A 25657-nucleotide genomic window follows, 5' to 3' on the forward strand; every position below is an offset into this window, starting at 1 on the left:
CTATCTGTGCACCCCGCGTGTGGATAGGTTATATCTATATGTTAAGGTTGTATAATCGACAATATTCAATACCCGTGCCAATTAAATCCTCATCAATCTATCCCTGATAAAAAGTATTTTACAGTTACTGGTATGCAACTAACAGCTAAATTGTGTTTTTTTAAGAATTTCCAAAATAGCGGACTGTTTAATTTAATAGACACATAGTTTATTGATTTAATACATGTAGTGGTTTAGCTACAAATGGGTCTTCGTATAGATGATGAAAGGTCTCCGAGTAAAACAATTCATAAATCCAAAGGTGACGAATTCGATAATGTTCTGGTAGTACTGAGGACAGAAGAACACTGTGATTTTTTAGTTAATCAATCCTTAGCTACTGAGGAACATAGAATTTTCTACGTAGCAGTAAGTCGTGCGAGAGAAAGATTATTTATATCCGTTCCCACCTTGGCACCTGTAAAACTGCAAAGAATTGAACATCTTTTTGATGTGAACCATCTTAAATAAAAAAGAAAGGGAAACGCGTAAATAAATCAAAATAATGATTCTAGAAGTCAGTAAACCGAAGTTGGGCATACCCTACTTTTAATCAATATTTTGTTATCCTAGAAATCAATATTTTTGTGATTGATTTCTGCTAGAAGTCAAAAAAATAGCTAATTGGAAGGTTAAGTTTATCTGCTAAATTCTTTATTGTTAGAATTGTTGAATTGGATTCACCTCTCTCAATTCTCCCCAACTGTCTTGTATCGATATTACAAAAAGAAGCAAATTCCTCCTGAGACATTTCTTTCGATTCTCTTATGGACCTAATATTTAGCCCAAATTGTTTTAAAAAATTTATATCTCTAATTTTTTCCGACATTTAATACTAATGTCAAAAAATAAGTTAAAAATTATTAGGACATATATGTCCTTTTATTTATATTTGTATAATCACACCATTATTTGGTGTATGTGCATTAGACTAAAAGAGTCTCGACAGCAAATTCCGACAAATTGCAAACAGACGAGACGGTAGTGTAATGCCCAAGAATATTTTGTGTACCTTAGGTATTCACTATAGTTCTTGGGTTACTGCTGTAATTCCGCTCTGTTTGGCCGTCGGAAGCCTGCTGTACGGTTGGCAGTAACCCACACTATAGGTTCCTTTCATTTGAGACTCACTTTATAAACTAAAACAGTGAGTTATGAAAAAACAATTCTTAAAAAACCTTATCAAATCGCCCGTTTGATTTTTGATTGGATTGATGTATCTACCAATTGGTGTTGATACTAATTTCTTAATCTCCACTTATTCATAGATTTTCTAATTCCCAAAAAATTAATATTCCTAAAAAATGAAGAATTTTTATTGGGGCAGGAGAGAACTGTCCAAAAAAATCTATCGATTAGAGCCTACTGCTTTAAATTTTCAAATATGTTCACTAAGAACATTCATTACCTTGGTCTTGGCATTCCAATTGTTGTTGTTTAGTAAATCAGTTCTGGCGCAGTCTCCGAATCCAGAGGCTGTTGCTGGCTCTGGGAACCCGCCAAGTACCGTAATTGTAGGACAAAAAGTACCCACCGACTTTTGGAATCAAAAGCATACGATCTATGAAGATGGTAAAACACGGGTAATCACACTTAAAGAATTTAAAGGAAAAGTGTTGATATTGGACTTTTGGTCCGTGAGCTGTGGAAACTGCATTTTCCACCAAAAAGCGATTTCCTATTTTAAAGAAAAATTTCCAGAGCATCTCGAAGTAATCATGGTCAATCCGCTAAGAACGAAAGACAGTTTGAGCCATATCACCGCATTTGAAGATAAGTTTCGCCAAGAATATTTCCCTAATGGTTTTCGGAGCATTATCCTGGATAAGGAATTGACTAATCTATTTGCCGTTCGAGCTTTTCCTACCTATGTTTGGATTACGCCGGGAGGCATGGTGCAGACCATTACGTTCTGGAATTTTTTGAACAAGGATGCAGCAATGCCATTCCATAAAGGTAAGGGATTATGAAAGCAAGGAACTTAATCTTTATGATTGCAATCCTATGCAGTTATGGGAATCAGCTATTTGCACAGATATCGATTTCAGGAAAAGTTGTCCAAGAAGATGGATCACCAATCCCTGCAGTGAATATTTTCAGCCCGGTAAATCAAAAAAGCTACCGGACAGATTATGAAGGAAATTTTTCGATGCACTTAAAAGCAATGGACAAACTTGTTTTTACCCATCAGAATTATGACACGGTATTTGCCGATGTGGCTGACGATCAGAGCTATCTGCGGGTCACCATGAACCGAAGGACCATCGGTATAGAAGAGCTCCATATTATCGAAACGGGATACCAGAAAATTTCAAGGGAGCGGTCCACGGGAAGCTTCGAGCAGATGCGCCGCAGGGAAATTGCTCAGCGCCCTAGCAGCAATATCTTTCAGAATATGGAGGGATTTCTGCCGGGGGTGATGTTCGATAAACGAAGCGGAGATAACAAATTTCATGTCCGTGGTATCAATTCATTGACTGAATCGATGACCGCTCCTTTATTGATCGTGGACAACTTTCCTTATGCCGGAGACATCGATGCAATCAACCCGCAGGATATTGAATCTATCTCAGTCCTTAAGGATGCTGCTGCCGCATCGATCTGGGGATCCAGGGCTGGTAACGGTGTGATCGTAATAACCACCAGAAAATCGAAAGAAGGAAAGGTTCGGGTGGAGGGTGGACTGAATTATGTCACGATGGGAAAACCGAGTCTGCTCGATATTCCGACCTTGGATTCAAAGGCTTTCATGGAAATCGAAAAGGAGTTGTTTGATCAGGGAATCTACGATGCATCGCTGAATGAAACCTCTGTGACTCGAACCATGCTGAGCCCATATGTTGAATTGCTGGACAAGGTAAGGAAAGGGGAGATCTCCGAAATGGAATCAGCAGAATTAACTGAAGCTTTCGAGGGACAGGACTATCGAAAGGATCTATTGGAACATTATTATCGCCATACCTTCATGCAGAAATACAATATGTCTGCAACAGGGGGTACCCAAGATTTTAACAACCGAATTTCCCTGACCTATGATCGCGACCTTCAGGGTACAGTGACCAATAAATATGCGCGCGAAGGACTGATATGGTCCGGATTGTATAAACCGGGGAAAGCCATATCGATTGATTACCTGTTGGCATTGAATGGGCAGCAGTCGACGATGAGCCTGGAAGGCTTGAACTACCCGTTAAGTCCCGGGGGTGAAAGAAGCACGCTATATCCTTATGCGTCCTTGGTCAATGGGGAGGGGAGGCCAATACCTATGGAAAGGCAATTTTCAAATGAATATTTAGAAAAGTTCAGCGACCAGCTTCCATATGACTGGTCATATAATCCACTGGAAAATATATGGGAGTCTACTAGAAACCATCAAACGATGCAAGTGCGGGCGAACTTAGGTATCAGTTATAAGCTGTTCCCATTTTTGACCCTGAGCGGTAAATATGCACATACGATCCAATCTGAGAGCGACCAGGACCATTATGGCAGGAATTCCTATTACGTTCGTAACCTTCAGAATACATATTCCTCGATGGTCGATGGAAAGGTTTTTACACCTATTCCCGAAGGTGGTATATTTGATGAAGGGAGATCAGCACAGGTCGAAAGGCGTGGGAGAATCCAGGCAGATATTGACCTGCCTTTTTTTAGGCACCATCGATTTACATCACTGATCGGAGGAGAGGTTTCCGATCAACCCCGCGAGTCAGATTCCTATCGGTATTATGGGTATGATGAATCGATGAAAACCCATCAGTTTGTGGATTACCTGAGGACCTACAGTACCTTTCAAGGTATCTTGGGAAATACAACTATTCCAAGGTTCGGAGAACTATCATCGAAGAATACCCGGATGGCATCATTCTTCGGAAATGCAGCTTACGGCTATAAGGAAAAATATTTTTTGAATTTCTCGATGAGAAAAGATGCTTCAAACACCTTTGGCATCGGTACGAATTGGCGCTGGAACCCATTATGGTCATCTGGAATAGCGTGGAATGTCCATCGAGAAAAGTTCATGGAAAATGTACCGTTTATCAATCAGTTGAAGTTAAGGTCTACTTGGGGGCATAGTGGAAACTCTGGGGGGTTGGGCACCTCACTGCCTGTAATCCTTGAAATCAATAATTATACCCTGAACCCGGAGCGTCAGGCATATTTGTACAGCCTTCCTTATGTTGATCTGAAATGGGAGGACGTGCGCATGATGAACCTGGGCTTGGACTATAGCCTTTTTAATCGAAGAATTTGGGGAAGCCTGGAATATTTCAATAAAAAATCGACTGATATCCTTGCGCAGGATCTTTTGGAGCCCACTTTGGGCATGAACATCATGATGAAAAACGTTGCCAATATGAAAGGCGAGGGCATCGATGTGAGCATAAATACCCTCAACATCCAGCGGAGATTTTCATGGAACACACAAGCCTATTTCTCCATGGTAAAGGATAGGGTGACGGACTACTTTGGAGGGAATAGGGAATCCAGGGATTATCTTACGGCGAGAGGCCTGAGCCTTTACCCGACCGAGGAGTGGGGACTGTATCCAATTTTTGGGTTGCGGAGTTCTGGTTTGGACACTGAAGGGGACCCGGTCGGCATGTTGAACGGTGCACCCTCCAAAGATTACGTCAAGTTGAACGCAGATTCCCTTCAGAACCTGAAATATTTTGGATCGGGGATTCCGAGGTTCCATGGTTCCCTCCGGAATACATTTTCCTATAGAGGAATCACGCTGAATGTCAATATCATCTTTAAGGGGGGGAATTACTTTTCCAGAAATACAGTGAACTATTCTAGCTTAGTCAATGGATGGACTGGCCATACTGATGCACAATATCGATGGCGGAAACCGGGGGATGAAGCTAAAACCGATGTGCCGGCTTTAAAAATTCCATTGAACTCAAATCGGGACTTCTTTTATATGTATTCCCAGAGAAATGTGGAGCCAGGTGGATTCATCCGAATCCAGGATATCAACCTCAACATTCCAATCCCATTGGGAAGGACGTTGGATGCTTCGGTCAGCATCTATATGGGAAATGTGGGATTGCTATGGAGGGAGAATAGCACAGGATTGGATCCAGAGAATTTGTACATGCCGGCACCGCGAACCTATTCAATTGGATTGAACCTAAAACCTAGGAAATGATGAAAACTAAAATAATTGCATTATTGGGGCTTTGTATAACCATGGTATCCTGTAAGGATTTCTTGGCCCTGAAGCCAGAAACCTCCTACAGTCACCCCGAAAGCTTGGAGGATATCAACGCCCTATTGAACTATGAATCCAGGGTAAATGGAAATTACCTTGGAAATATCGAATCGGGGACGGATGATTTTGAGATTGATTTCTCCAGTTACAGCACCCGTTCGGCCTATTATCAAGAGTTATACCGATGGGACGAAGAACCATTTTCGGAGGACGGTGGGGCAGGTGAAAACTGGTTATTTCCCTATGAAACCATTCTATATGCCAATGTTGCACTTGAATCCCTGGAAAGGGTGAAAGGTGGGGAACCATCCTTGAGGAAGCGATTGGAAGGCGATGCGCTTTTTATACGTAGCTATCGGTTCTTCCAACTGTTGCAGGTCTATTCTCCACCATATCTGGTGGGAGACCAGGACAGCCCCTACGGAATTCCACTCCGCCTCAGTTCAAATGTCAATGAACCGTCGGTCAGAGCAACTGTGAAAGAGGGATATGGGCAGATCATTGATGACCTGAACAAGTCGATCCAATTGCTCCCGGAAGAGGTAAACTATAAAACTAGGCCCAATAAATCATCGGCATATGCGCTCTTGGCCAGGGTACAGTTGTCAATCGGTGATTACGAGAATGCACTTAAAAACGCACACCAGTCCCTGCAACGAAATTCAAAATTGTTGGACTACAATTCGATGGACCTTTCTGCAGCCTATCCCTTTATGCCCTTGAATCAAGAGGTCATTTACCATGGTAAAAGCAGTGCATCTGGTTCCTTGATGGCATCGTCGAGGTTGACGATCACACAGGATCTATTGAGTATGTATAGCGATGATGATCTACGTAAGACGGCATTTTTTGTTGCCAGAACACCTGATAGATTTCGGTTTAAGGGGTTTTATAACGGATCTGCTGCGAGCTACTTTGCGGGCATAGCAGTTGATGAAATGATGTTGATTGCAGCTGAATGCCATATTCGAACAGGAAAGGTTGGTGAAGGCATGGAGATGCTCAACAGCCTGCTTGCCAATCGGTACGACAGGATTACTTTTGTTCCACGCACAGCCAGCAACGAACTGGAAGCACTTCGGATTGTTTTGGACGAAAGAAGGAAGGAACTGCCTTTTCGGGGTATCCGCTGGACGGACCTACGACGGTTAAACCGGGATCCAAGGTTTGCTAAAACCATTCGAAGGAGCTTTCCTGTTGAGGATGACAAACCTATGGAAACCATATTGTTGCCTGAGGATCCAAGGTATTGTTATTATATCCCTCCTCAGGTCATTGAAAAGAGTGGGATGGTGCAGACCAAGCGATAAAATAAAAGAAGGCAGGCCTAAGCCTGCCTTGATTAAGGTTTAATTCACCTTCTTACTTTAATCTACCTTCTCTCTCAAAGCAGTTACTGTTTCGTTAGTTGAGGGTGTACTTGCAAAGGCATCGTTGATGCGATCTTTTACTTTGGAGGAACCCGTGGCGATTGCGCTCATATCAGGATATCCCGCTGTATTAGCTGGTGCGGATATGGTACATACTTCCTGTTGCTGACCTTCGCAGGGTTTGTTGGGATCGGGGCTCAAGGAATATTTGGTTGAATCGAGCCTGGAATCGGTCGAATTTCCATGGAAATACCAGGTAGCCGGTATTTGTTTATCCAAGTCCTGAATCTTTTCTGTAGCAAAGGAGTTGAGAAACATTGACACTGCCATTGAGCCAACAATCAGCAGGGAGGCAGTTGGAAGGGATTTTAAATTTAGGGTTTTCATGATTCATGAATTTAACTTTAATGGATTTGTTTAATCTTCAAGGCCATTCTGGTTCCTGGAACCATGGAATGGCCATTATCGTGAAGGTAGCGGACTTTTTAGGGAAATATTTTGGAAATTTCATAGATCTAATTTTAGTTTCGGAACCTAAAATTATGTGTATAAGCCTTATGACAGGTAGACCTTTTTGTGGAATAATCCAAATATGATTTATTTAGAAAAGGAAGATTCTCCATACTGTTTTCTGTAGGATCCCATCGTGATTCCAAAAGTCCTCTTGAAGATCCTGTTCAAGGTATTTGTATCTGCATACCCAAACAGGATTGACAGCTCTAGCAGGGGAATGTCGGTCTGGACCAGAATTTCTGAAATTCTGTGAAGGAGGGCTGATTTTATATGCCTACGAACAGTTTTGCCGGTAATTTCCTTGAACCCCAGTTCCAGACTGGAAACACTGATCCTATTCCTCTTTGCCAAGTCGTTCAGGTTTGGTCTTTCGTTTTTCTGCAAATCTTCATGGATCATTTGATTGGTACCTTCAACAATTGATCGGTAAAAGCTGGGCCTGGTCTGTGTATCCAATTGCTTAAAATATATGAGCAGAATTTCAGAAACGTGTTTTATCAAATCGACATTTAGCTCTGTCCTCTGGGTATAGGATCCTATCAAACCTTTTAATTTATTCAAAAATGATGTCTTGAATCCGACAGGATCCAGGTAAGTCAAAAGAAAACTTTTCTGTTGAAACATGAATTCGGTAGAGCGGAACTGATTGGGAGAGATGAAAGGCAATATTTTGGGATGTATACTGATGGTTAAAACTTCTGCAGGAAATCTTAAGGGCAAAGCAAGATAAGTTCCTTTCCTGGCAAAAAGGAAAATAGCCTCCCTCTCTAAAAGTTTTAAATTGGATGCCGCATCCTTTTTTGAAGAATAGGCTACCTGCCCCTGTAAACAGATAATGAGGACATAGGTATGCCTTTTGGCAATAATGGTTATGGATTGATGGGAAGCCGACCCACGTAGAAGGTGGTGTTCGACTAAGAGCAGATTTTTGGAGAAGCTTGCTGTCGCTACCTCCAGGCCATCGCTCCTTTTAACGATATAGGGGCTTGGTAGAAATGTTAAAATGGATTGTTGGGCAAATTGATTTGATTGGATCTCAATCGATTCTTGATCAGTTAATCGTAATTCAAAAGCAATGCTATTTTTCATGATACTAAATTTCTCTTTGAAGAGCTTTATGCAGTGGTCATCTTAATTTCGGCTAAACTCTACGTTCCAATTGAACCTGATCAAATTTTTTCAATTTTATATCGTTAGCAATGGAGACTGCTTGGGAAATCGGAATTTTTGGCTGCACATTTAAATGATCCAAAGCCTTTCCAAGGCGTTCGGGCAAATCTCCAGTTAAAGGAATAGTTTCTAATTGTAACTCATTGTAGCATGCCAACAGCCTTTCCTCGGAAACCTTTCGGAAACGCTCCGATGTAGGGCGATGTCCATCCTCCACAAACGGAAATTCGACTGGCAGATGAAAGAAGATGTCATACCTCTTCTTTGCATAGGTCTTGGCCATCTTTTCAAAACCGGCCAGCAACAGCTCAAAATCTTGATGTTGGCGATAATTCTTGATTTTCTTCCACAGCATGGTCCAACTATTCTCCTCGGGGTAAGCACCGGTGATCAGCCTGGTGCTGCCATAGAGCCATTCCTGAAGTGGACAGCCGTCGCTGATGAAGCCTGTGGACAAACTGGCTTCGGCATGCACGCGCCGCTCAAAGCGTTCCATCCCCAAACGAAGCAACTGTGCATAGGAACAGTCCTTGAGCGAGGTGCCCGGAAATAACCCGGGCAGGATCTCACGCATGGTTGGGGCATGGGTCGTTGGAATCCCGGTAGCCAGGGAAAGGGCGAGCGAGAGGCTGGTCTTTCCCGTGCAGTAGGTTCCGCTGATCACGATCCGGGGCTTATGTTCAGGGCATCTCATGGCAAATCTTAAATTTTGCATCCATGTTGCCCATCTGGCTCATGAGCGAAACGGTCTGCCAAGCTTTCCCGCGCAGCATGGTCTGCTGGCGGTGGGCGAACTGCAGATCAACGCGGTAACAATCGGATCGGTAGGGTCGCTTAAAGTCGATTTCCATGCTCCGTAGCCAAATATTGGGACAATCCATCCGATCTTTAGACAGAAGGGAATACAGCAGCACCTGCATCAGCTGTCCCGATATCCGAACGCTGTCCAAAGGGCTAAGGGGATTGTCATAGGCACTGAATCCCCAAACATCCGAAGGATATGGTAACGGTCCTGATAATTGGGCAGAAATGGATTCAGTCTGTAGGTCCATGTGGATTTGGTCCAATTCGAGGTTGCGCTGCCTGTAGAGGTCTCGGTGGAGGGAACCTTCTCCAAAAGGCCAGAGATCAAAATCCCGAAAATCGATCTGGGTTGGGCCGGGATGGTCGATAACGATACGCATCTGGGCATTCTGGATCTTTACTTCCAGGCTTGTCAAGCCAATGTTAATCGAATTGAGATCCTGATGGGATTCAGCAATGGATATTTCAAACGGAACGGTCATCCCGCTTGTGATGTCCATTGATTTTTTTATTTGGAGCGTAAGGTTCCGCAGGATGGAACGGTTAATTTCATGCCTGGTCAGCCGTTTCTGCTTGATGAGTATGCCCTCTGCCAAAAATAATCCCATGGCAACATATTCCATACTTCCCAAGTGTAGTGCCTGTTGGTTTGGCCTTTGCGGACCATCATAATGAACGGAAAATGATCCTCGGATCTGTTTTTGTCCACCCAGGCTGAAATTGGAAACCTGAACTTGGAACCTGCTGAATCCAAAGGAAAAATAACGGGTCTGGGAAGGACCCAATATGCTGTCTAAGCTATCAATTGGTTGTTTCATGGTTAGCTGTATTGCTTTTAGCTAAAAGTAGGGCAGGTAACAATGATAATTTTGGCGAATGCCGTAAGAAGTCCTGTGACATCCGCTGTTTCTGCAACTATTTAACTGATTCATATAATTGTTAACCAATGCAGCAAAAAGATTGTGATATTAATTATTAATTTATATTTTGCGAATTCGTCTAGTTTTTGAACCTAAATTTTCCAGTTATGGATATTCAAAAATTGTTATTTGAGGAAATTCGGTCAAGGATTTCCAATCCGGCCTCCTGGTCGAAGGAAATTTCCGAACTGCTGCACCTGGGCAGGGATGCGGTTTACCGCAGGGAGCGTGGTGATGTGCAGCTCACTGCCAGTGAACTAGGGAAGCTCTGCTGCCATTATGGCATTTCGCTGGACAGTTATCTGCTTAGTGACCGGCACAATGTAGTATTTAAGCACACGAGCCTCAACCATCAGGATAGCTATAACTATAGCCAATATATCCACCAGCTGCTTCTCCAACTTCAGCACATGGTTTCTTGCGAGCAAAAGGAGATTATCTTCTGTGCCGACGACGTCCCAATCTTCCATTTTATGGAATTTGCCGAGCTAACCTATTTTAAGCTCTACTCCTGGAACCAAGCCGTGCTGAACCTTGGGGTCAGTTATGAGGATTTTGTTTATGAACTCAAAAAGCAGCACCTGGAACCGGTGTTTAAAAACCTACATGAAACCTACTGCAGGATCCCATCCAGGGAAATCTGGTCAAGGGGTACGATCGGGCCAATCCTGGAACTCCTGGAATACCATTATGACATCGGTAGCTTTCGAAATCAGGATAGCATTGGCCTGCTACTGGAGCAGCTCGGCCATCTCATAACGAATCTAAAAAGATGGACCAAAAGGCAGGAAAAACACGAGGGTGTGCACTTTGACCTCTACCTATCGCCCGTGAACCTGGGCATAAGCCAGATGCTGTGCCGATTTGATGGCCAGCAGTCCGTATCGGTCAAGCTCTATACCATCAATAGCATCGCTACTTTGGACATGAGGTACGTTACCGAAACCATTGATTGGATCCGTGGTGTATTGAATAAGTCCAGCTGCCTGAGCAAACTTTCGGAAAAGGAGCGGATCCATTTCTTCAACCATTTGGATGGCTGTATTGATGGCCTGGCCGGTCGAATGAACCTTCCTCAGGCCTGAGCATAGGGATGATTGTCGATTGGAAAAAATTTTTCATGCAGTTCGGTGATTATGGGAAAGGATTTAACGGAAAAATTGATGGCACTGGTTGGGTGGTACGATTCCGCTTCAATGTGTGCGAATGGTGGTTTACTTGTGGATACATCTCTATCAGAACTACTGACCCAAACCGCAATATCAATCCAACGAATGTACTTCTTACGAAAAAAGGAATACCAATTTGAAAGGGAATTCAGGAAAGTACGGAATACAATCCTTTATATGTTGAAGAACCTTTCAAAGGAAATTGAACCTGATGGTTTACAAGGCAGGCCTTTCGAATGTGTCAATCTATTGGAGACATTTTTAGGGGAAATCGATGAACGGTTTTCCCAGCATTTGAACGGAAATGATCCCTTGAGCAAACGGATGGTAAAGGCATTCCAAAGGGAGCTTGACGAGTCTTTTGACCCCGCTCAGGTGCCCCTTCCAACCAATGTAGGAGATACTATCGATTTGCTCAAAAAGGTCCTCAGAGAACGGTTGGAACAGAATCCTAGCTATGGCGTATTGAAAAAACTGAGAGTCTTTATGGATAGATTTAAGCAGCATGTCCCTCAGAGTTTCCATCACCCTCCGTTAACCTGGGTCGATGCGAACCTAATCCTGTTGGATTATCGGGATGGGCTGTACATGAGCAGTTTACTCGAAAGGGTTAAAAGGGGAATCGAAAAATCGGACGCCAGTGAGCAGATTTCCTTTACGGAATCATTCGGGAAATACCTTCTGACACTAAAGAAAACCTCAAGGTTGAACGGTGTCAGAAAAAACCGAATGATAGGGTTGTTGGAACAGTTTATCGAAAGGTATTTGTCCTCTGAAGACAAAAAAGGGGTTCGACCTCCATTTCAGGATGGAGTCAAGGCCAAGCAAAGTGGTATGGAGAAAATTACCTGCAACCTTTCTGCTGACCAGCTTGCGCTCATCCTGCGTGCTATGGATGAAAGCCGATTGGTCGGAGCCAAATCCATGAACGCGGTCTTTCGGCAGATCATCCCATTCCTAAGTACCGACCGCAAGGTAAATCTTTCCTATGGAGCGGTCCGCAGCAAAGCGTACTCTCCAGAAGATAGGGACCGACAGGTTGCTGTTGGCCTTCTGGAGAAGATGATCGAAAAGATCCAAAGCTATTGAAATCTGCAATTATCCCTTACTTACTTACTTATTTACTAACTTCATCTCGTTTAAGGACCGAATCAAACGATTTTTCCTTTTGAATGTTCTCTGTTCTACCTAAAGATCGGTTCCTATTCCTAAACTTGCTGAAGAAGGGAAGTAATGAGCGGATCAAAGAACATAACTTTCAAACTGGTGGAATCAACATAAACCCCTCAACTGAACTATCATTAAGTTGAAAGCTAGCCTTATTTATCCATGCACAGCGGGTTTGCTTGTAAGTTGTGAATTTTCAAATTCCATAAAAAAAGGCTTATGGAACCCTATCCTATAAGCCTCAATAAGGAGGAGGAAGTCTGTAATTATAGCCTTCCGGAATCCTTGAAAGAATAATAACCATCTGGTGTTATGATCAGATGGTCAAGTACGCGGATGTCCAGCAACCGTGCTGCTTGGTCGATCTTCTTTGTGAGCAGGATATCAGGGTCACTGGGAACCAGGTTTCCCGAGGGGTGGTTGTGCACCAGGATCAAAGCTGAGGCATTCGCCTTGAGGGCTGCGGTAAATATCACTTTGGCATCCACTGGGGTGGCATCAATACCACCTGCGGAAACTTGATAGATTCCTAGCACCCTATTTCCCGTATTGAGCAATAGAATCTTAAATTCTTCTGCATACTCTATCCTTTCTGCATTCCAGCAGGTGAGCAGTAGGGAATAAACCTCTTTGGAAGATGTGAGCTTTGGTCTTTGGGAAGGTCGAAGTGGGTTTTGGTAAGATATGCGTACTTCGGCAACCTGTTGCCATTCCTGTTGATTTTGTTGAATTTCCATAGTTTTCAATTTTAAGTTTACGAATGGAATGAATTATGGCATCTGGTGCGGATGAATGGAAGCAAGGGCAAAAAGCAACGGAATAAAGGAAGGGAAGTTGGCTGGGACAGCGTTTATGCCGGAATTTTTTGTTCCGCCACCGACCCGAAGTCCGGACTTCATGGCAGAATTCTTTCCAGGGAGTAAATGATAAAATGGTCGCTCTGGAAACAATTTGGGACGGGAACAGGGAACAGCAGAGGAACAAGAAGAAAGTTGTTCTTTTTTGCCAAGGCATCAACCGCTTACTTTGATCTTAGGAACGGACAGGTGTCTGTTTATTAGAATGATAACCAATACGTAAAGCGTCATGAAAGAACTGAACTGGAATCACTTTATCTTGCTGGCCATGGCATCGACCATGCTCTATTATTTGATTTTGCTGGTCATTTTTTACCGCAGGAGGTTTTTGAGTTTTTTCGAAGGTTCAACTCAGCAATTTACACCTTTTCAAAATACTAGGAATGAACGAGCTGAAGATAGCCAAGAGGATCAAGACAAAGCTTTTCAGGTGGAAATGGAATTGGACCGGTTCTGCCAAAAACTCAGAACGATCTTTAAGCAATCGCGAATCGAGGGTAGTGCAGAAGATCTCCATATAAACATCTTAGGCCTGCTTATGCAATATCCCTTATTATGTCAAGTGGAATTAAGGCCTTCCATCGAGGAAATGATTCTTCAGGAATCCAAGGATATGCAAGGGGAGCTTAGCCAAAAACAGATGGATCGGATCTGGAAATCGATCGCATAAAAATATAGCGGATGTCCCCTCACAGCACCAGCAGCGTTGGGGCAATTGGAGAATAGGGAGAATGGTTGCCTGTTGACCGGGACATTCCGCTTACCAAAAAAAGTAAAACTTAACCCACATAGTGATGAAGAAAATTGAAGGGAATCCAAGGAGGTGGAAGCAGCAATTGTGCAAATTGATTTTTATTGCCTGCTTGCAGGTTCATGAAATTGCTTTTGCCCAAGATGGCCTGGCGGGCATCAATGAAGCCAATGAGAAGGTAAGGAGCTATTTTGATTCCGGCACCAAGTTGATGTATGCCGTAGGGGCAATACTAGGACTTATAGGAGCGGTCAAGGTATTCCAGAAATGGAACAATGGAGATCCTGATACAGGTAAGGTCGCGGCGGCATGGTTTGGAAGCTGTGTGTTTTTAGTGTTGGTAGCAACGGTAATCAAATCGTTTTTCAACGTATAGGAAAATGGCAAGTGCAGTTTTCCCGATCAATAAGGGCATCAATCAACCCCTAGAGTTCAAAGGACTCAAAGCGCAGTACATCTGGTATCTGGCTATCGGAATACTCCTGTTGCTGTTCCTGTTTGCGGGGCTTTATTATCTGGGAGTCCCAAGTATGCTATGCTTGGCAATCATTATAACCTTGGGATGCATTCTTTTTATCCAAATATTTCGCTTTAGTCGGAAGTATGGACAGTATGGCCTGATGAAAAAAATTACCAAGTCACAGTTACCTATAGCTATAAGGAGCAGAAATAGATCGGTCTTTCGTTTGGAAGCGAGATTTAAAAGATAATAATCAAATCACTTAAGTAAGTCCTTAAAATATAAGATACAGATATGGCAAAGGAGAGGTCGATGGAAGCGTTGTTTCCAATATTGGAAATTGAAGGAAATGCATTGGTAAGTAAAATGGGCGATCTGACGTTGGCCTATGAACTGGTGCTTCCTGAAATATTTACCTCAAGCGAACAGGATTTTGAGGGTTTTCATCAAGCTTGGGTGCGTGCTTTGCGGCTGCTACCAAAGCACAGCATCCTGCATAAGCAGGATTGGTTTCTAGAAAGTGTCTTTCGAGCAGAATTTCGACCCGATCCTAACAGTTTTATGAGCCAATCTTCAGACCGACATTTCCATGAACGTCCATTTCTTGACCATCGATGCTTTTTGCTACTCAGCAAATGTGTCGAACCTAAACGAATTGTCAATTCGCTTTTTTCGAACCTGATCAAGCCTAATCTTGTTCCACGAAATATTTTGGAGGATGACTATGCGGAACGTTTTCGGGAATGTTGCCAGCAATTCGTGAACATCCTTCAAGAAAGTGGACTTTGCCGAATTCGAGATATGAGGCATGACGAGCTAGAGAGTACATTGAACCAGGCAGGACTGCTGGAACGGTACTGTACACTTTCGTCAGGCAACGATCCACTCTTGCTACGTGACATTGATCTAAGCAATGACATTCGAATTGGCGGAAAAGAGGTAGGCTGTTATACCCTCGGTGATGCGGAATCCCTTCCATCGCTGTGCGCAAGCCGCATGAACTACGATAAATACAGCACAGACAGGAGCAAGTTCAGCGTGGGTTTTGCTTCGCATTTGGGACAACTGCTTCCCTGCAATCACCTGTATAACCAGTATATCTTTTTGGAAGATGCCGAGCAGACCTTAAAAAAAATGGAAGGAAAGCGTTTGCGTCTACAATCCCTTGCAGCTTACAGTCGGCAGAACCTTATTGCTAGGGATGCGACCAATGCTTTTTTAAACGAAGCTTTTGCGCTGCAGCATCAAGCTGTCAAAGCGCATTTTAATATCCTGATCTGGTCAGAAGAGGAACAACAACTTAAAAAAGCAAAGCAACTGCTTTCATCCTCCCTAGCGAGCATGGACTGCCGGATCAAAGAAGAAACGGTAGGAGCAGCTCAAATTTTCTGGGCAGGGATACCTGGAAACGCAGGTTCTTTTCCTATGAACGAATGCTTCGATACCTTTACCAACCAAGCCAGCTGTTTTTTGAATCTGGAAACAGGCTATCGAAGTTCGATTAGTCCTATTGGTATCCGACTTGGAGACAGACTTAGCGGAAAGCCACTCCATGTTGACATCAGTGATGAACCTATGGAAATGGGGATCTGTACGAATCGGAATAAATTTATTTTGGGACCTTCAGGAAGTGGAAAATCCTTCTTTACCAACCACATGGTCCGAACTTATTTTGAACAAGGCTGCCATGTGGTTTTGGTGGACGTTGGACATTCCTACCAAGGACTTTGCGAGCTGGTTGGAGGCTATTACTTTACCTATACCGAAGACAATCCAATCCGGTTCAATCCTTTTTACCTAGGACAGGGGGACCAGCTGGATACCGAAAAAAAAGAAAGTATTAAGACACTGCTGCTCGCGCTATGGAAAAAAGATGACGAAGCTTTTCGCCGTTCAGAATATGTTGCCTTATCCAACGCCATCAGCGGTTTCTATGAATATCTTGCCCTAAAGGACGGAATTTTCCCCTGTTTCGACAGTTTCTATGAGTACCTCCATGACACTTTTCGTCAAACGGTGGCTAGGGATCGGGTGAAGAGGCAGGATTTCGATATCGATAATTTTCTCTATGTGCTGCGTCCTTACTATGCAGGAGGTGAATTTGACTACCTTCTCAATGGCCAAGACAAGTTGGATATGCTCCACGAAAGGTTTATAGTCTTTGAGCTGGACAACATTAAAGACCACCCGATTCTATTTCCCGTTGTTACCATCATCATCATGGAAGTTTTCATCAGCAAGCTTCGAAAAATGAAAGGTGTGCGTAAGATGATCCTGATCGAAGAAGCGTGGAAAGCCCTGATGAAGGAAGGTTTTGCTGAATATATCAAATACCTTTTCAAGACGGTCAGAAAGTATTTCGGTGAGGCGGTCGTGGTTACCCAGGAAGTCGATGACATCATCTCTTCGCCTGTGGTCAAGCAAGCCATCATCAACAATAGCGATTGCAAGATTTTGCTCGACCAAAGTAAATATCAAAACAGATTTGATCAGATCCAAGAACTCCTTGGTCTGACCGAAAAAGAAAAGGCGCAAGTGCTCTCACTGAACCGAGCGAATGATCCTAATCTGAAATATAAGGAAGTCTTTATTAGCCTTGCAGGTGTCATTAGCAAAGTTTACCGTACGGAAGTGTCGATGGAGGAGTATCTGGTCTACACGACCGAGGAACGCGAAAAATTTCGCCTGCGAAATTACATGGATGCTCAGCATGGGGATGTTCAAAGTGCTGTAAAGGCTATGGTTAAAGATAACATCCAGTAAATAACTGATCAGTATATAAACTTTAATTAATCGATATATAGGGTTATGAAAAAGCATTTTATCGTAATTATGTTGCTTTTTTTGTTCATGCATATTGTGCCAAACCGGCCAACGGCCAGTGCACAATTGGTCCTTTCAGAAGTCATCAAGGCGGCGATAAAAAAAGTAGTCAAGGCCATGGATTTGAAAGTTCAGCGGCTGCAGAACAAAACAATCTGGCTTCAACAAACACAAAAAACAATAGAAAATCTACTCTCCAAAACTCGTTTGGACGAGATTGCTGCCTGGAGCTTCCGTCAAAAGGAAACATTTGCATCCTATTATGAATCGCTCATGAAGGTAAAGTCAGTCCTACTCCAATTTAATCAGGTGAAGGAGATTATTCAAAAGCAAGTCGCTATGGTAGGAATCTATCAGCGAACTTGGAACGACCTTAAAAAGAAAGACCATTTTACAGCAGAAGAACTGCACTATATGGCCAAAGTGTATGCCGGCATCTTAGCGGAAAGCCTAGGTAATGTCGAGGAGCTTACCAGTTTGGTGAGTTCCTATTCTTTTCAGATGAGTGATGGTGAACGCATGAAACTAATCAATGTCCTAAGCGATCGAGTCGAGGATAATTACCAGAGCCTTTTACGGTTCAACCGGCAGAATAGCTTGCTCAGCCTGCAACGGAGTAAATCCTTAAAAGAGGTTCTGCGAATCAAAAAACTCCATGGAATCCCTGATAAAAATTTAGAACGATGAGAAAATGGATGGCCTTGGCTTGTGCAATCCAGCTGACCATAAGCCTAGTTCAAGGGCAAACACTAAAAGAATGGATCCGGCAGAAGAAGACCCAGCAAGAATACCTGTTGACCCAGATTCTTGCCAACCAAATGTACCTGGATCTTTTGACTAAGGGTTACCGTGTATTTCGTACTGGAATGAGCATCGTAGCCGAATGGAAGCAAGATGAATTCAAGCTCCACAAGACTTTTTTTAGATCCCTTGGCCTAGTTCGACCTGCTGTACGTCGATTCGGAAAAATTGCTGAGAGTACGGCCATCCTGATGGAAATTGTCGCTATGCATCGCCGGCTGAGCAAACGCCTAACAGGAAGTGAACTTTCCCAAGAAGAAAAGCAATATATGCAATCTATGTTGGAAGTCATCTTAAAGAAAAGCTTTACGAGTTTTGATCAGGTTGTGGAATTACTTGAGGAATCCTTTGATCTAGAAGATCAGCAAAGATTGATTCGTTTGCAGCAAATTCATGAGCATTTGGAAGAGCATCTCCTGATGATCCGGGAAGTGGAGATAACGACGAATTACTTGGAAAGTAATAGGATTAAGGAGCTGAAGCAATCTTCTGATATGCAAAGGCTTCATCAACAATAGTAAAGAAAATGAAAGCGATAAAACCGATAATTTTTGCCTTCTTGATGATCTCGGTTCAGGCACTGCCGGCGAGATCACAATCCGCTGAGGTGGTTCAACTATTGCTCAATGTGGAGAAGCTGGCACAGTTCAAAACCATATTGAAGCAAATGAAACAGGGTTATAACATCCTTCAAGGCGGCTACCGTAATGTTAAGGATCTGAGTGCCGGTAATTTCAACCTTCACAAAACCTTTTTGGATGCACTGCTTCGCGTAAGTCCAACAGTGAGACGATACCATAAAGTTGCCGACATCATTCAAATGCAGCTGAATATCCTCGAAACTTGCCATACTTTCAACAGGCAACTAAATAAGAAAAAACTTTTTCAAGGCGGGGAACTGAGCTATCTGCTAAAGATTTATCAAGGCCTGTTAGACCGCTCGTTAAATAACTTGGAGGAGCTGGTGCTGGTCTTAAGCGATCGAGTGCTCAGCATGAATGACTCCGAACGGCTCCATGCGATTGATGGAATCTATGATGAAATGCAAGAGATGACGATCTTTCTGAGAAAATTTTCCAATGATTCCAAATTGCTGCTGCTTCAGCGCAAGAAGGAAGTGAATGATGTAAGATCCATCCGAAAGCAAATTGAACAACCTTAAAATTCTGAATGATGAAACCTTTACTAGTATACTTGGGCTTGATTCTATTTGCTTCTATGGTTCCCTTGGTATCCAAGGGGCAGGGAATTGCCCAGGAAATGCAGAGTATGCATGCAGTCTTGGAGCAGCTATACGCTGAGATGATGCCCCTTTGCAGCACACTGATCGGTGTAGCCCAAGGGATTGCCGGATTTGCTGCGACGTGGTATATCGGTTCTAGGGTCTGGCGGCATATTGCCAATGCGGAACCGGTGGATTTTTATCCCTTACTTCGACCATTTGTCATCGGCTTCTGCATTGCACTGTTTCCATCGGTCATTTCGCTGATCAATGGCGTGATGAATCCGGTCGTTTCAGCTAGTTCAGCAATGGTGAAAGATTCAAACCGCGCGATTGAAGTGCTGCTTGAAAAAAAGGAAGAAGCCATCAGGCAAACCGATTCCTGGCAAATGTATGTAGGGGATACCGGAGAAGGAAATCGTGATAAATGGTATAAATATACCCACGGCGAAGATCCTTCATCAGAGGGAATGCTGGATGAAATTGGCAATGATATCAAGTTTGCCATGGCCAAAGCATCCTATAATTTCCGCAATTCAGTCAAGGAATGGCTCAGTGAGGTCTTACAGATCCTGTTTGAGGCCGCAGCACTATGCATCAATACGCTGCGAACCTTTCAGTTGGTGGTGCTATCCATTTTAGGCCCCTTGGTGTTCGGCATTGCCGTGTTTGACGGCTTTCAGCATACCCTGACCGTTTGGATCGCCAGATACATCAATATTTTCCTTTGGCTTCCGGTTGCCAATATCTTTGGTGGTATTCTGGGCAAAATCCAGGAAAATATGCTCAAGCTTGACCTCTCACAACTCGCCGATCAAGGAGATACCTTCTTTAGCCGGACGGACTTGGCGTATTTGGTTTTCCTGATCATCGGTATCGTGGGCTATTTCAGCGTGCCTTCGGTAGCCAACTATATCGTGCATGCGGGAGGTGGTTCGGTGCTGGGTCAGAAAGTTGGAAGCCTGATATCCAAATCCAGTCAAGTGGTCCTCAGTGGGGGCGCTGCTGCAGGGGGAATGGTCATCGATGCCTTAGGTTCAGCCCATAATAAAATGACCCAAGATCTGTCGGGAAGCAGCCAGTCGGATCCTTATTTCCCCCATGAGAGAAAGGGGCATTCCTTTATGGACGATAAATTGAAAGGGCAGTAATCTATGGGTAAGAAGTATCCAAAATAAGTAAGGTGCTTGATTAAGGTTATGATTAAAAAAGAGGAGATATGTTTGGAAAATTAAGAAACTTGGATCGTGCATTTCAGCAAGTACGCCTATTCAGTATATTGACTGTATCTGGGAGCCTTATACTGAGCTTTTATGCACTGTATCAGAGTTTCAGGTCAGTACGCGGCATGCAGGACCGAATCTATGTCCTTGCACAGGGAAAAGCCATGGAGGCTTACGCCAGCAATCGCGGAGAAAATTTTAACGCAGAGGCAAAAAGTCATATCGCAAATTTTCACCAGCTGTTCTTCAATTTGGTACCCGACGAGCAGGCTAACCGCAAGAATATCCGAATGGCGCTGTACTTGGCGGACCAGCGTGCCCACCGCGTCTACTCGGATCTCGTGGAAAGCGGTTATTATATCAACTTGGTTTCGGGAAATGTCAGCCAGAAGATCGCAGTTGATAGTATCCAGCTTTTTGAGCGTCAGCTGGAGATGCATTTTCGCTTTTTTGGCAAGCAAACCATCACCAGAAGTAGCCAAATCGTTGTCCGCTCGCTCATTACGGAGGGGTCTCTAAGAGAAATCGCGCGATCGGACCATAATCCGCACGGGCTGTTGATTGAACAATGGAAGACACTGGAAAACAAGGATATTGAAGTCGCCCAAAGAAATCGATAAATCCATATTAAAAATGTAAGAATCTTGGAAGGAGGGGAAGATGGAAAGGTTAGATATGGTTCTTAAAGACCGGCATGCAATCGCACTAAAAAAGAGATCAGTGGCGTGGCCTTTGGATCCCGTGTTTTGCTTTATTACGTTCTCAAGCGTGCTGGTGCTGGTACACATCCATCTATTAATACGTTTAACAGAAATGGTTCGGGCAGTATATCGCGTGCCACATAAATTTCACCTGCATCAAAGCAAACAGCTGAATTTTCCTCCTCCTATACAGCCCATCATTCTAAAACACGATACTTTACAAATGGATCCCTGCTATTACCAAGGACTTCCAACGACTTTTTAAGTAAAAATAAACACCAAAATAAATCGCATGAATAAAATGAAACAATTCCGATGGAGCCGGCGCAAGCAGCAGCTGCTTTTTGCCGCCCCGCTATTGATCCTTCCTGTCGCCGCTCTGGGATTTTGGAGTATGGAAAACCTTGAGCAACATAAAAAGGAGACCTTAGACAGCTTAAAAAATGGAACCTTGTTGGATGTTCCACAGGCACAAGTTTCCAGTAAAGAAGAACCGGACAAAATGGATCTATATGCAAATAGCGTATTCCTTGAGGATGGCCAACCTATAACATCTGTCCCTCTGAACGAAAATTGGAACCAGCAGTCGGTCGACAGCATTCATGACGGAGCATTCTCTTCAACAGATGATGCCTTTATGAACCTCGAGGCATCAAATGAAGGTTCTCAACAAGTGGCAGTGCTGGAAAAACGCTTGCTTTCCCTGCAGGCCCAGCTGAACCAACAGAGACCTCCCTTGCAGGAAAATCAATACGAAAACATGGCAAGACCCTTAACCTCTCCAATTTCTTCAGATGTCCAAAGGCTTGAACTGTTGATGGAAAAGATGGAAACGGGGAATACGGAAGACCCAGAACTCGCTCAGCTTTCAAGCATGCTCGAGAAAATCATTTCGATTCAGCATCCCGAACGCCTGCAGCAGGAAATGCAGCAAGAAGCTCTGGCACTACAACCTGCTATTTATGAAGTGACTGGTGAACGGGATCTTGTACCACGCAGTTTGATGCTGGATAACGTTGTTGAAGGTGAAGTAGAAGGATTTTTTGGACTGGGTGATCCGGGGGAAATGCAGCTGCAAAAGGAAAATGCCATTCAGGCTGAAATCTACGGAGAACAAACGGTTGTCAATGGATCCACCTTAAGGATAAGCTTGAGAGAGGACGTTCAACTTGCTGGTTCAAAGCTAAAGAAAGGCAGCATGCTATTCGGTGTGGTCGGCCTGCAAGGCGATCGACTTCAGGTCAGGATCAGTGGAATTCGTATGGATCAGTCTTTACTGCCCGTGGAACTAGCGCTCTTTGACTTGGACGGGATTGCGGGCATCTATATTCCGGGATCCATCGCCCGGGAAGGTGCCAAGAACGCTTTAGATCAAGGCATACAAGCCATGCGATTCAGTGAATTGAATGAATCGCTGAGTGGAAAGGCGATCGATGTGGGAATCGATGCGGCAAAGGATCTGCTTGCCAGAAAAGCGAAGCTAATCAAGGTGACCATTAAGGACGGATACCGGGTCTTGCTTAAGCAGAAATAATAAAGAGTCAACAACATTTAATCAATAGATAGATCATGAAAAACATCATTATGTACTTGGCAATCCTTGGGATCTGGTATCCTTGGAATGCCGCGGCTCAGCAGAGGAAGCCGACGAAACTCGCCATAAGCCATAACAAAACCACCAATATTGTCTTTCCTTTTTCCATTGTCGGTGTTGATCGCGGAAGTCCGGATATTTTGGTGCAGAAAGCCCAAGGTGTCGCACACATCCTGCAGGTAAAATCTTCCATAGCCGATTTTGACACCACAAACCTCTCGGTTATTACCGGAGATGGACGTCTGCACAGCTTTATATTAAGCTATGCAAAATCACCAAAGGAGCTCGAGTATGTTGTTCCTAAAATCAGTAGCAGACAGATTCCGGGGCCAGATGCCAATGAGGAGTGCTTGGAATCAAATATCAGATTATTAAAACAGCTACCTACCGATAAGCTGATTAAAAGTAGCAAAGCATTCGGTATGGAATGTGCGCTTCAGGGATTATTCGTGCAAGATAACCTGTTTTATTTCGTATTCCAGATCAGCAATAAATCGGCTATCGATTATGACATGGAAAACCTGAGGTTCTTTGTCCGGGATAATAAACAGGTCAAAAGGACAGCATCCCAAGAACTTGAAATCAGCCCGATCCCTACACCTAAAAGCAACGTATCGGTGGCAGGTTCTGCAAAACAAAAAATCGTCTATGTGCTCCCCAAATTTACGCTGGCCGATCAAAAACACCTGCTGATAGAAATCAAGGAGAAAGATGGCGGAAGAAATTTTGAAATACGGCTGAAAAACAAAGACCTGATGAAGGCGAAATGGATAAACGATTAAATATACCAATCATGAACAGCAAAAATTTTGAATACCTACGTGAACAGGTCAAGTTCACCGGTTTCGGAGAAGGATTAGAAAATGAATTACGTGAAGCGCTGACTCAAGGAAAGCCAGCTTTCACATTAGACTTTCATGCCCAATACCAAGAGGATTACCTGCAGGCAAGTCTCAATTTCAGCAAATCCAAGGAAACGGATTTCTATTTTTTCAATTCGTACAAAATGGAACTTCAGAAGCAGGGTGCTAGCCAAGAGCTTAGCCAGCAATTCTATATCCATAAGGGAAAGAACATCACGATGAAGGAAGCCTATAACCTGCTCAGTGGCCGTTCGGTCTATAAAGAGTTAACCAACCAAAACGGGGAGGACTATAAAGCTTGGCTGCAATTGGATTTTAGGCAGACAGACTCGTTTGGGAATTACAAAATGAATCAATATCACGACAACTACGGATTTGATCTATCCAAAGAATTGGAAGGGATCGGTATTGAATCTTTCAAGAACAGCAATACCGAGATGAATTTCTTGATTCACTGAAAAAGGGAAACCTACAATCTGCGAACATGCTGCGAGGTGAAGAGACAATCAATATCTTTGTGGAGGCAAATCCGCAATACAAAACCATCAATATCTATGATACCAATAATAAGAAAATTAGCCAATCCATACCTCAACATCAACGAAAGGAACAAGCACAAGAAGAAAAAAAGTCTGCGAAGGTGAAAAAGGGAATAGCAGCTGATGGAGAATCCGCCGAAAAGCCTTCCAAGCGGAAAGTAAAACAATCCTTAGGATAATATCATGCATTCTGCAAATGGATTGGAGCTGATCAGCAAGTTTATGAAAGGAATTGCGAACGACGGTCGCATCGGTTCGACCCATATTGCGATATATACTGCCATTTGGATATATTGGATGGAATGTGATCGGCCAGCCTACATTCAGGCCTATTGTCGGCAGATCATGCCTATGGCTAAGATCCGGGCATCTAGTACCTATTATGGGTGTTTATCCGACTTGAATGATTTTGGTTACTTGCATTATGAACCCTCGTACAACCGAAATAAACCGAGTCGTATAAGCCTATATAGAATAGAGACAGGATTTTGAAATAATGGGAAATTAGAAAATGGTGCTGCCTTGTCGATTATGAAAAGGCAGCATTTTTTATGAGGAGATAGTTGATGAATGAACAAGGAAAAGGAACACCAATGAACATGGAGAAGAGCGATCAGTCAAAAAAGCCTTTGGAAATAGAACGTCAAAAGACCATTAAACTATTGACAGAAATCATCCTTCAGAACGTGCGGAGAAGGTACCTAGAAACTGATTTTGGAATTTGGGGATATAAAAGACCCTCTCGAAGAAAATAAATGTTAAATAATTTTGCTTAAACCGGATTAATTCCGATTTTTATGTAAATATTTAACATGAAAGTCGAAGATGCCTTATTGAATTACCGTGAGCAGGTGCTTACACGCCAAATTCTCCTGAGTTTGCTGAATGACTATCAACGTCCCAATGACAAGATCAGCGAAATGATCAAACAGGGGAAATTGATTCCATTAAAGAATGGCCTTTATATTCCGGGACCGAATTTGCGTATGGGTCCACCTAGTCATAAATTAATTGCCAACCATCTTTGGGGGCCAAGTTATGTATCTTTGGATTCTGCACTTTCATTTTGGGGGATGATTCCAGAAAAGGTTTTTGAAGTGTTATCCTGTACCACTAAATTGGCCAAGTATTATCAAACGCCTATCGGCCGTTTTCGGTATTACCATGTTGAAGAAAGCTACTACTCTTTGGGAATTAAAAGCGTCAAGGTAACTGAGAGGCAGAGCGTACTGATGGCGAGCCCCGAAAAAGCACTCTTTGACCGGATCATCCTCACTTCGGGCATTTTATTGAGAAGTAAATTACAAACTGAATCATTTTTATTTGAAGATCTACGAATGGATGGTGATCAACTGTCCATGTTGGATGTGCAAATGATGGAGGAATGGTTGAAGTTCTCACCTAAAAAGAAAAGCCTTGAATGGTTAATTAGGGTCATTAAAAACAATTGATT

General features: G+C 43.2%; 28 protein-coding genes. 22 read left to right on the forward strand and 6 right to left on the reverse strand.

Features of this window, described 5'->3' with window-relative positions:
- Positions 1–243: 243 nt before the first annotated feature.
- The gene (locus NMK93_RS19805; protein ID WP_368041475.1) at positions 244–510 is read left to right on the forward strand and encodes a 3'-5' exonuclease; all 267 of its coding nucleotides are present in this window, start codon (positions 244–246) and stop codon (positions 508–510) included.
- A gap of 130 nt (positions 511–640) precedes the next feature.
- Here the strand turns inward: NMK93_RS19805 and NMK93_RS19810 are convergent, their stop codons facing one another.
- Positions 641–868 (reverse strand): helix-turn-helix domain-containing protein, encoded by a 228-nt coding sequence (locus tag NMK93_RS19810; protein WP_368041476.1) that lies wholly within the window; start codon positions 866–868, stop codon positions 641–643.
- Between the two features lie 475 nt (positions 869–1343).
- Between NMK93_RS19810 and NMK93_RS08065 the strand changes: the two genes are divergently transcribed.
- The 3 genes from NMK93_RS08065 to NMK93_RS08075 are packed head-to-tail and all read left to right on the forward strand — an operon-like array spanning position 1344 to position 6567.
- The gene (locus NMK93_RS08065; protein WP_254529341.1) at positions 1344–2009 is read left to right on the forward strand and encodes a TlpA disulfide reductase family protein; all 666 of its coding nucleotides are present in this window, start codon (positions 1344–1346) and stop codon (positions 2007–2009) included.
- Complete coding sequence (locus NMK93_RS08070) at positions 2006–5194, forward strand: SusC/RagA family TonB-linked outer membrane protein (protein WP_254529343.1); 3189 nt, start codon at positions 2006–2008, stop codon at positions 5192–5194. The genes NMK93_RS08065 and NMK93_RS08070 overlap by 4 nt, the downstream gene beginning before the upstream one ends.
- Positions 5191–6567: a RagB/SusD family nutrient uptake outer membrane protein gene (locus tag NMK93_RS08075; RefSeq protein ID WP_254529344.1), complete on the forward strand. Its 1377-nt coding sequence runs from the start codon at positions 5191–5193 to the stop codon at positions 6565–6567. The genes NMK93_RS08070 and NMK93_RS08075 overlap by 4 nt, the downstream gene beginning before the upstream one ends.
- 57 nt (positions 6568–6624) lie before the next feature.
- On the opposite strand, the gene NMK93_RS08080 is transcribed toward NMK93_RS08075, so the two are convergent.
- The 4 genes from NMK93_RS08080 to NMK93_RS08095 all read right to left on the reverse strand — a co-directional run bounded on the left by NMK93_RS08080 (position 6625) and on the right by NMK93_RS08095 (position 9932).
- On the reverse strand, positions 6625–6957 hold the full coding sequence (locus tag NMK93_RS08080) for a hypothetical protein (RefSeq protein WP_254529346.1): 333 nt from the start codon (positions 6955–6957) through the stop codon (positions 6625–6627).
- Between the two features lie 267 nt (positions 6958–7224).
- Positions 7225–8229: a helix-turn-helix transcriptional regulator gene (locus tag NMK93_RS08085; RefSeq protein ID WP_254529347.1), complete on the reverse strand. Its 1005-nt coding sequence runs from the start codon at positions 8227–8229 to the stop codon at positions 7225–7227.
- A gap of 52 nt (positions 8230–8281) precedes the next feature.
- Complete coding sequence (locus NMK93_RS08090; protein WP_254534397.1) at positions 8282–9025, reverse strand: ATP-binding protein; 744 nt, start codon at positions 9023–9025, stop codon at positions 8282–8284.
- Positions 8991–9932 (reverse strand): AvrD family protein, encoded by a 942-nt coding sequence (locus tag NMK93_RS08095; protein WP_254529349.1) that lies wholly within the window; start codon positions 9930–9932, stop codon positions 8991–8993. The genes NMK93_RS08090 and NMK93_RS08095 overlap by 35 nt, the downstream gene beginning before the upstream one ends.
- Before the next feature lie 188 nt (positions 9933–10120).
- On the opposite strand from NMK93_RS08095, the gene NMK93_RS08100 reads away from it, so the two are divergent.
- The gene (locus tag NMK93_RS08100) at positions 10121–11119 is read left to right on the forward strand and encodes a helix-turn-helix transcriptional regulator (RefSeq protein ID WP_254529351.1); all 999 of its coding nucleotides are present in this window, start codon (positions 10121–10123) and stop codon (positions 11117–11119) included.
- Positions 11120–11170: 51 nt separating this feature from the next.
- The gene (locus tag NMK93_RS08105; RefSeq protein WP_254529353.1) at positions 11171–12292 is read left to right on the forward strand and encodes a hypothetical protein; all 1122 of its coding nucleotides are present in this window, start codon (positions 11171–11173) and stop codon (positions 12290–12292) included.
- Between the two features lie 344 nt (positions 12293–12636).
- On the opposite strand, the gene NMK93_RS08110 is transcribed toward NMK93_RS08105, so the two are convergent.
- On the reverse strand, positions 12637–13107 hold the full coding sequence (locus tag NMK93_RS08110; protein ID WP_254529355.1) for a RadC family protein: 471 nt from the start codon (positions 13105–13107) through the stop codon (positions 12637–12639).
- A 349-nt stretch (positions 13108–13456) separates the two neighbouring features.
- Here NMK93_RS08110 and NMK93_RS08115 point away from each other — a divergent pair, with 349 nt between their 5' ends.
- The 16 genes from NMK93_RS08115 to NMK93_RS08190 all read left to right on the forward strand — a co-directional run bounded on the left by NMK93_RS08115 (position 13457) and on the right by NMK93_RS08190 (position 25655).
- Positions 13457–13897, forward strand: a complete 441-nt coding sequence (locus NMK93_RS08115; protein WP_254529358.1) for a hypothetical protein — start codon at positions 13457–13459, stop codon at positions 13895–13897.
- A gap of 124 nt (positions 13898–14021) precedes the next feature.
- On the forward strand, positions 14022–14354 hold the full coding sequence (locus tag NMK93_RS08120) for a DUF4134 domain-containing protein (protein ID WP_254529362.1): 333 nt from the start codon (positions 14022–14024) through the stop codon (positions 14352–14354).
- Between the two features lie 4 nt (positions 14355–14358).
- A complete protein-coding gene (locus tag NMK93_RS08125) occupies positions 14359–14688 on the forward strand; it encodes a DUF4133 domain-containing protein (protein ID WP_254529365.1) in 330 nt (109 codons plus the stop codon).
- Between the two features lie 44 nt (positions 14689–14732).
- Positions 14733–17201 (forward strand): TraG family conjugative transposon ATPase, encoded by a 2469-nt coding sequence (locus NMK93_RS08130; protein WP_254529367.1) that lies wholly within the window; start codon positions 14733–14735, stop codon positions 17199–17201.
- 45 nt (positions 17202–17246) lie between these two features.
- Complete coding sequence (locus NMK93_RS08135; protein ID WP_254529369.1) at positions 17247–17948, forward strand: conjugal transfer protein TraI; 702 nt, start codon at positions 17247–17249, stop codon at positions 17946–17948.
- Positions 17945–18580 (forward strand): hypothetical protein, encoded by a 636-nt coding sequence (locus NMK93_RS08140; protein WP_254529371.1) that lies wholly within the window; start codon positions 17945–17947, stop codon positions 18578–18580. The genes NMK93_RS08135 and NMK93_RS08140 overlap by 4 nt, the downstream gene beginning before the upstream one ends.
- A gap of 8 nt (positions 18581–18588) precedes the next feature.
- Positions 18589–19224 (forward strand): TerB family tellurite resistance protein, encoded by a 636-nt coding sequence (locus NMK93_RS08145; RefSeq protein WP_254529374.1) that lies wholly within the window; start codon positions 18589–18591, stop codon positions 19222–19224.
- An 8-nt stretch (positions 19225–19232) separates the two neighbouring features.
- On the forward strand, positions 19233–20435 hold the full coding sequence (gene traJ / locus NMK93_RS08150; protein WP_254529377.1) for a conjugative transposon protein TraJ: 1203 nt from the start codon (positions 19233–19235) through the stop codon (positions 20433–20435).
- Between the two features lie 68 nt (positions 20436–20503).
- Entirely contained in the window at positions 20504–21127 is a 624-nt protein-coding gene (traK, locus tag NMK93_RS08155; protein WP_254529379.1) for a conjugative transposon protein TraK, read from the forward strand.
- 382 nt (positions 21128–21509) lie between these two features.
- Positions 21510–22742 (forward strand): conjugative transposon protein TraM, encoded by a 1233-nt coding sequence (traM, locus tag NMK93_RS08160; protein ID WP_254529381.1) that lies wholly within the window; start codon positions 21510–21512, stop codon positions 22740–22742.
- Between the two features lie 35 nt (positions 22743–22777).
- Complete coding sequence (gene traN, locus NMK93_RS08165) at positions 22778–23584, forward strand: conjugative transposon protein TraN (protein WP_254529384.1); 807 nt, start codon at positions 22778–22780, stop codon at positions 23582–23584.
- An 11-nt stretch (positions 23585–23595) separates the two neighbouring features.
- A complete protein-coding gene (locus tag NMK93_RS08170; protein ID WP_254529387.1) occupies positions 23596–24123 on the forward strand; it encodes a hypothetical protein in 528 nt (175 codons plus the stop codon).
- A gap of 26 nt (positions 24124–24149) precedes the next feature.
- Entirely contained in the window at positions 24150–24383 is a 234-nt protein-coding gene (locus tag NMK93_RS08175) for a hypothetical protein (RefSeq protein ID WP_254529390.1), read from the forward strand.
- A gap of 4 nt (positions 24384–24387) precedes the next feature.
- Positions 24388–24696 (forward strand): hypothetical protein, encoded by a 309-nt coding sequence (locus NMK93_RS08180; RefSeq protein WP_254529392.1) that lies wholly within the window; start codon positions 24388–24390, stop codon positions 24694–24696.
- A 74-nt stretch (positions 24697–24770) separates the two neighbouring features.
- Positions 24771–24959 (forward strand): hypothetical protein, encoded by a 189-nt coding sequence (locus NMK93_RS08185; RefSeq protein WP_254529395.1) that lies wholly within the window; start codon positions 24771–24773, stop codon positions 24957–24959.
- Between the two features lie 57 nt (positions 24960–25016).
- Positions 25017–25655 carry a hypothetical protein gene (locus tag NMK93_RS08190; protein WP_254529398.1) on the forward strand — a complete coding sequence of 213 codons (639 nt, stop codon included), beginning with the start codon at positions 25017–25019 and terminating at the stop codon, positions 25653–25655.
- The last annotated feature ends 2 nt before the right edge of the window (positions 25656–25657 follow it).

The sequence above is a fragment of the Sphingobacterium sp. LZ7M1 genome (genome assembly GCF_024296865.1).
Taxonomy (GTDB): domain Bacteria; phylum Bacteroidota; class Bacteroidia; order Sphingobacteriales; family Sphingobacteriaceae; genus Sphingobacterium.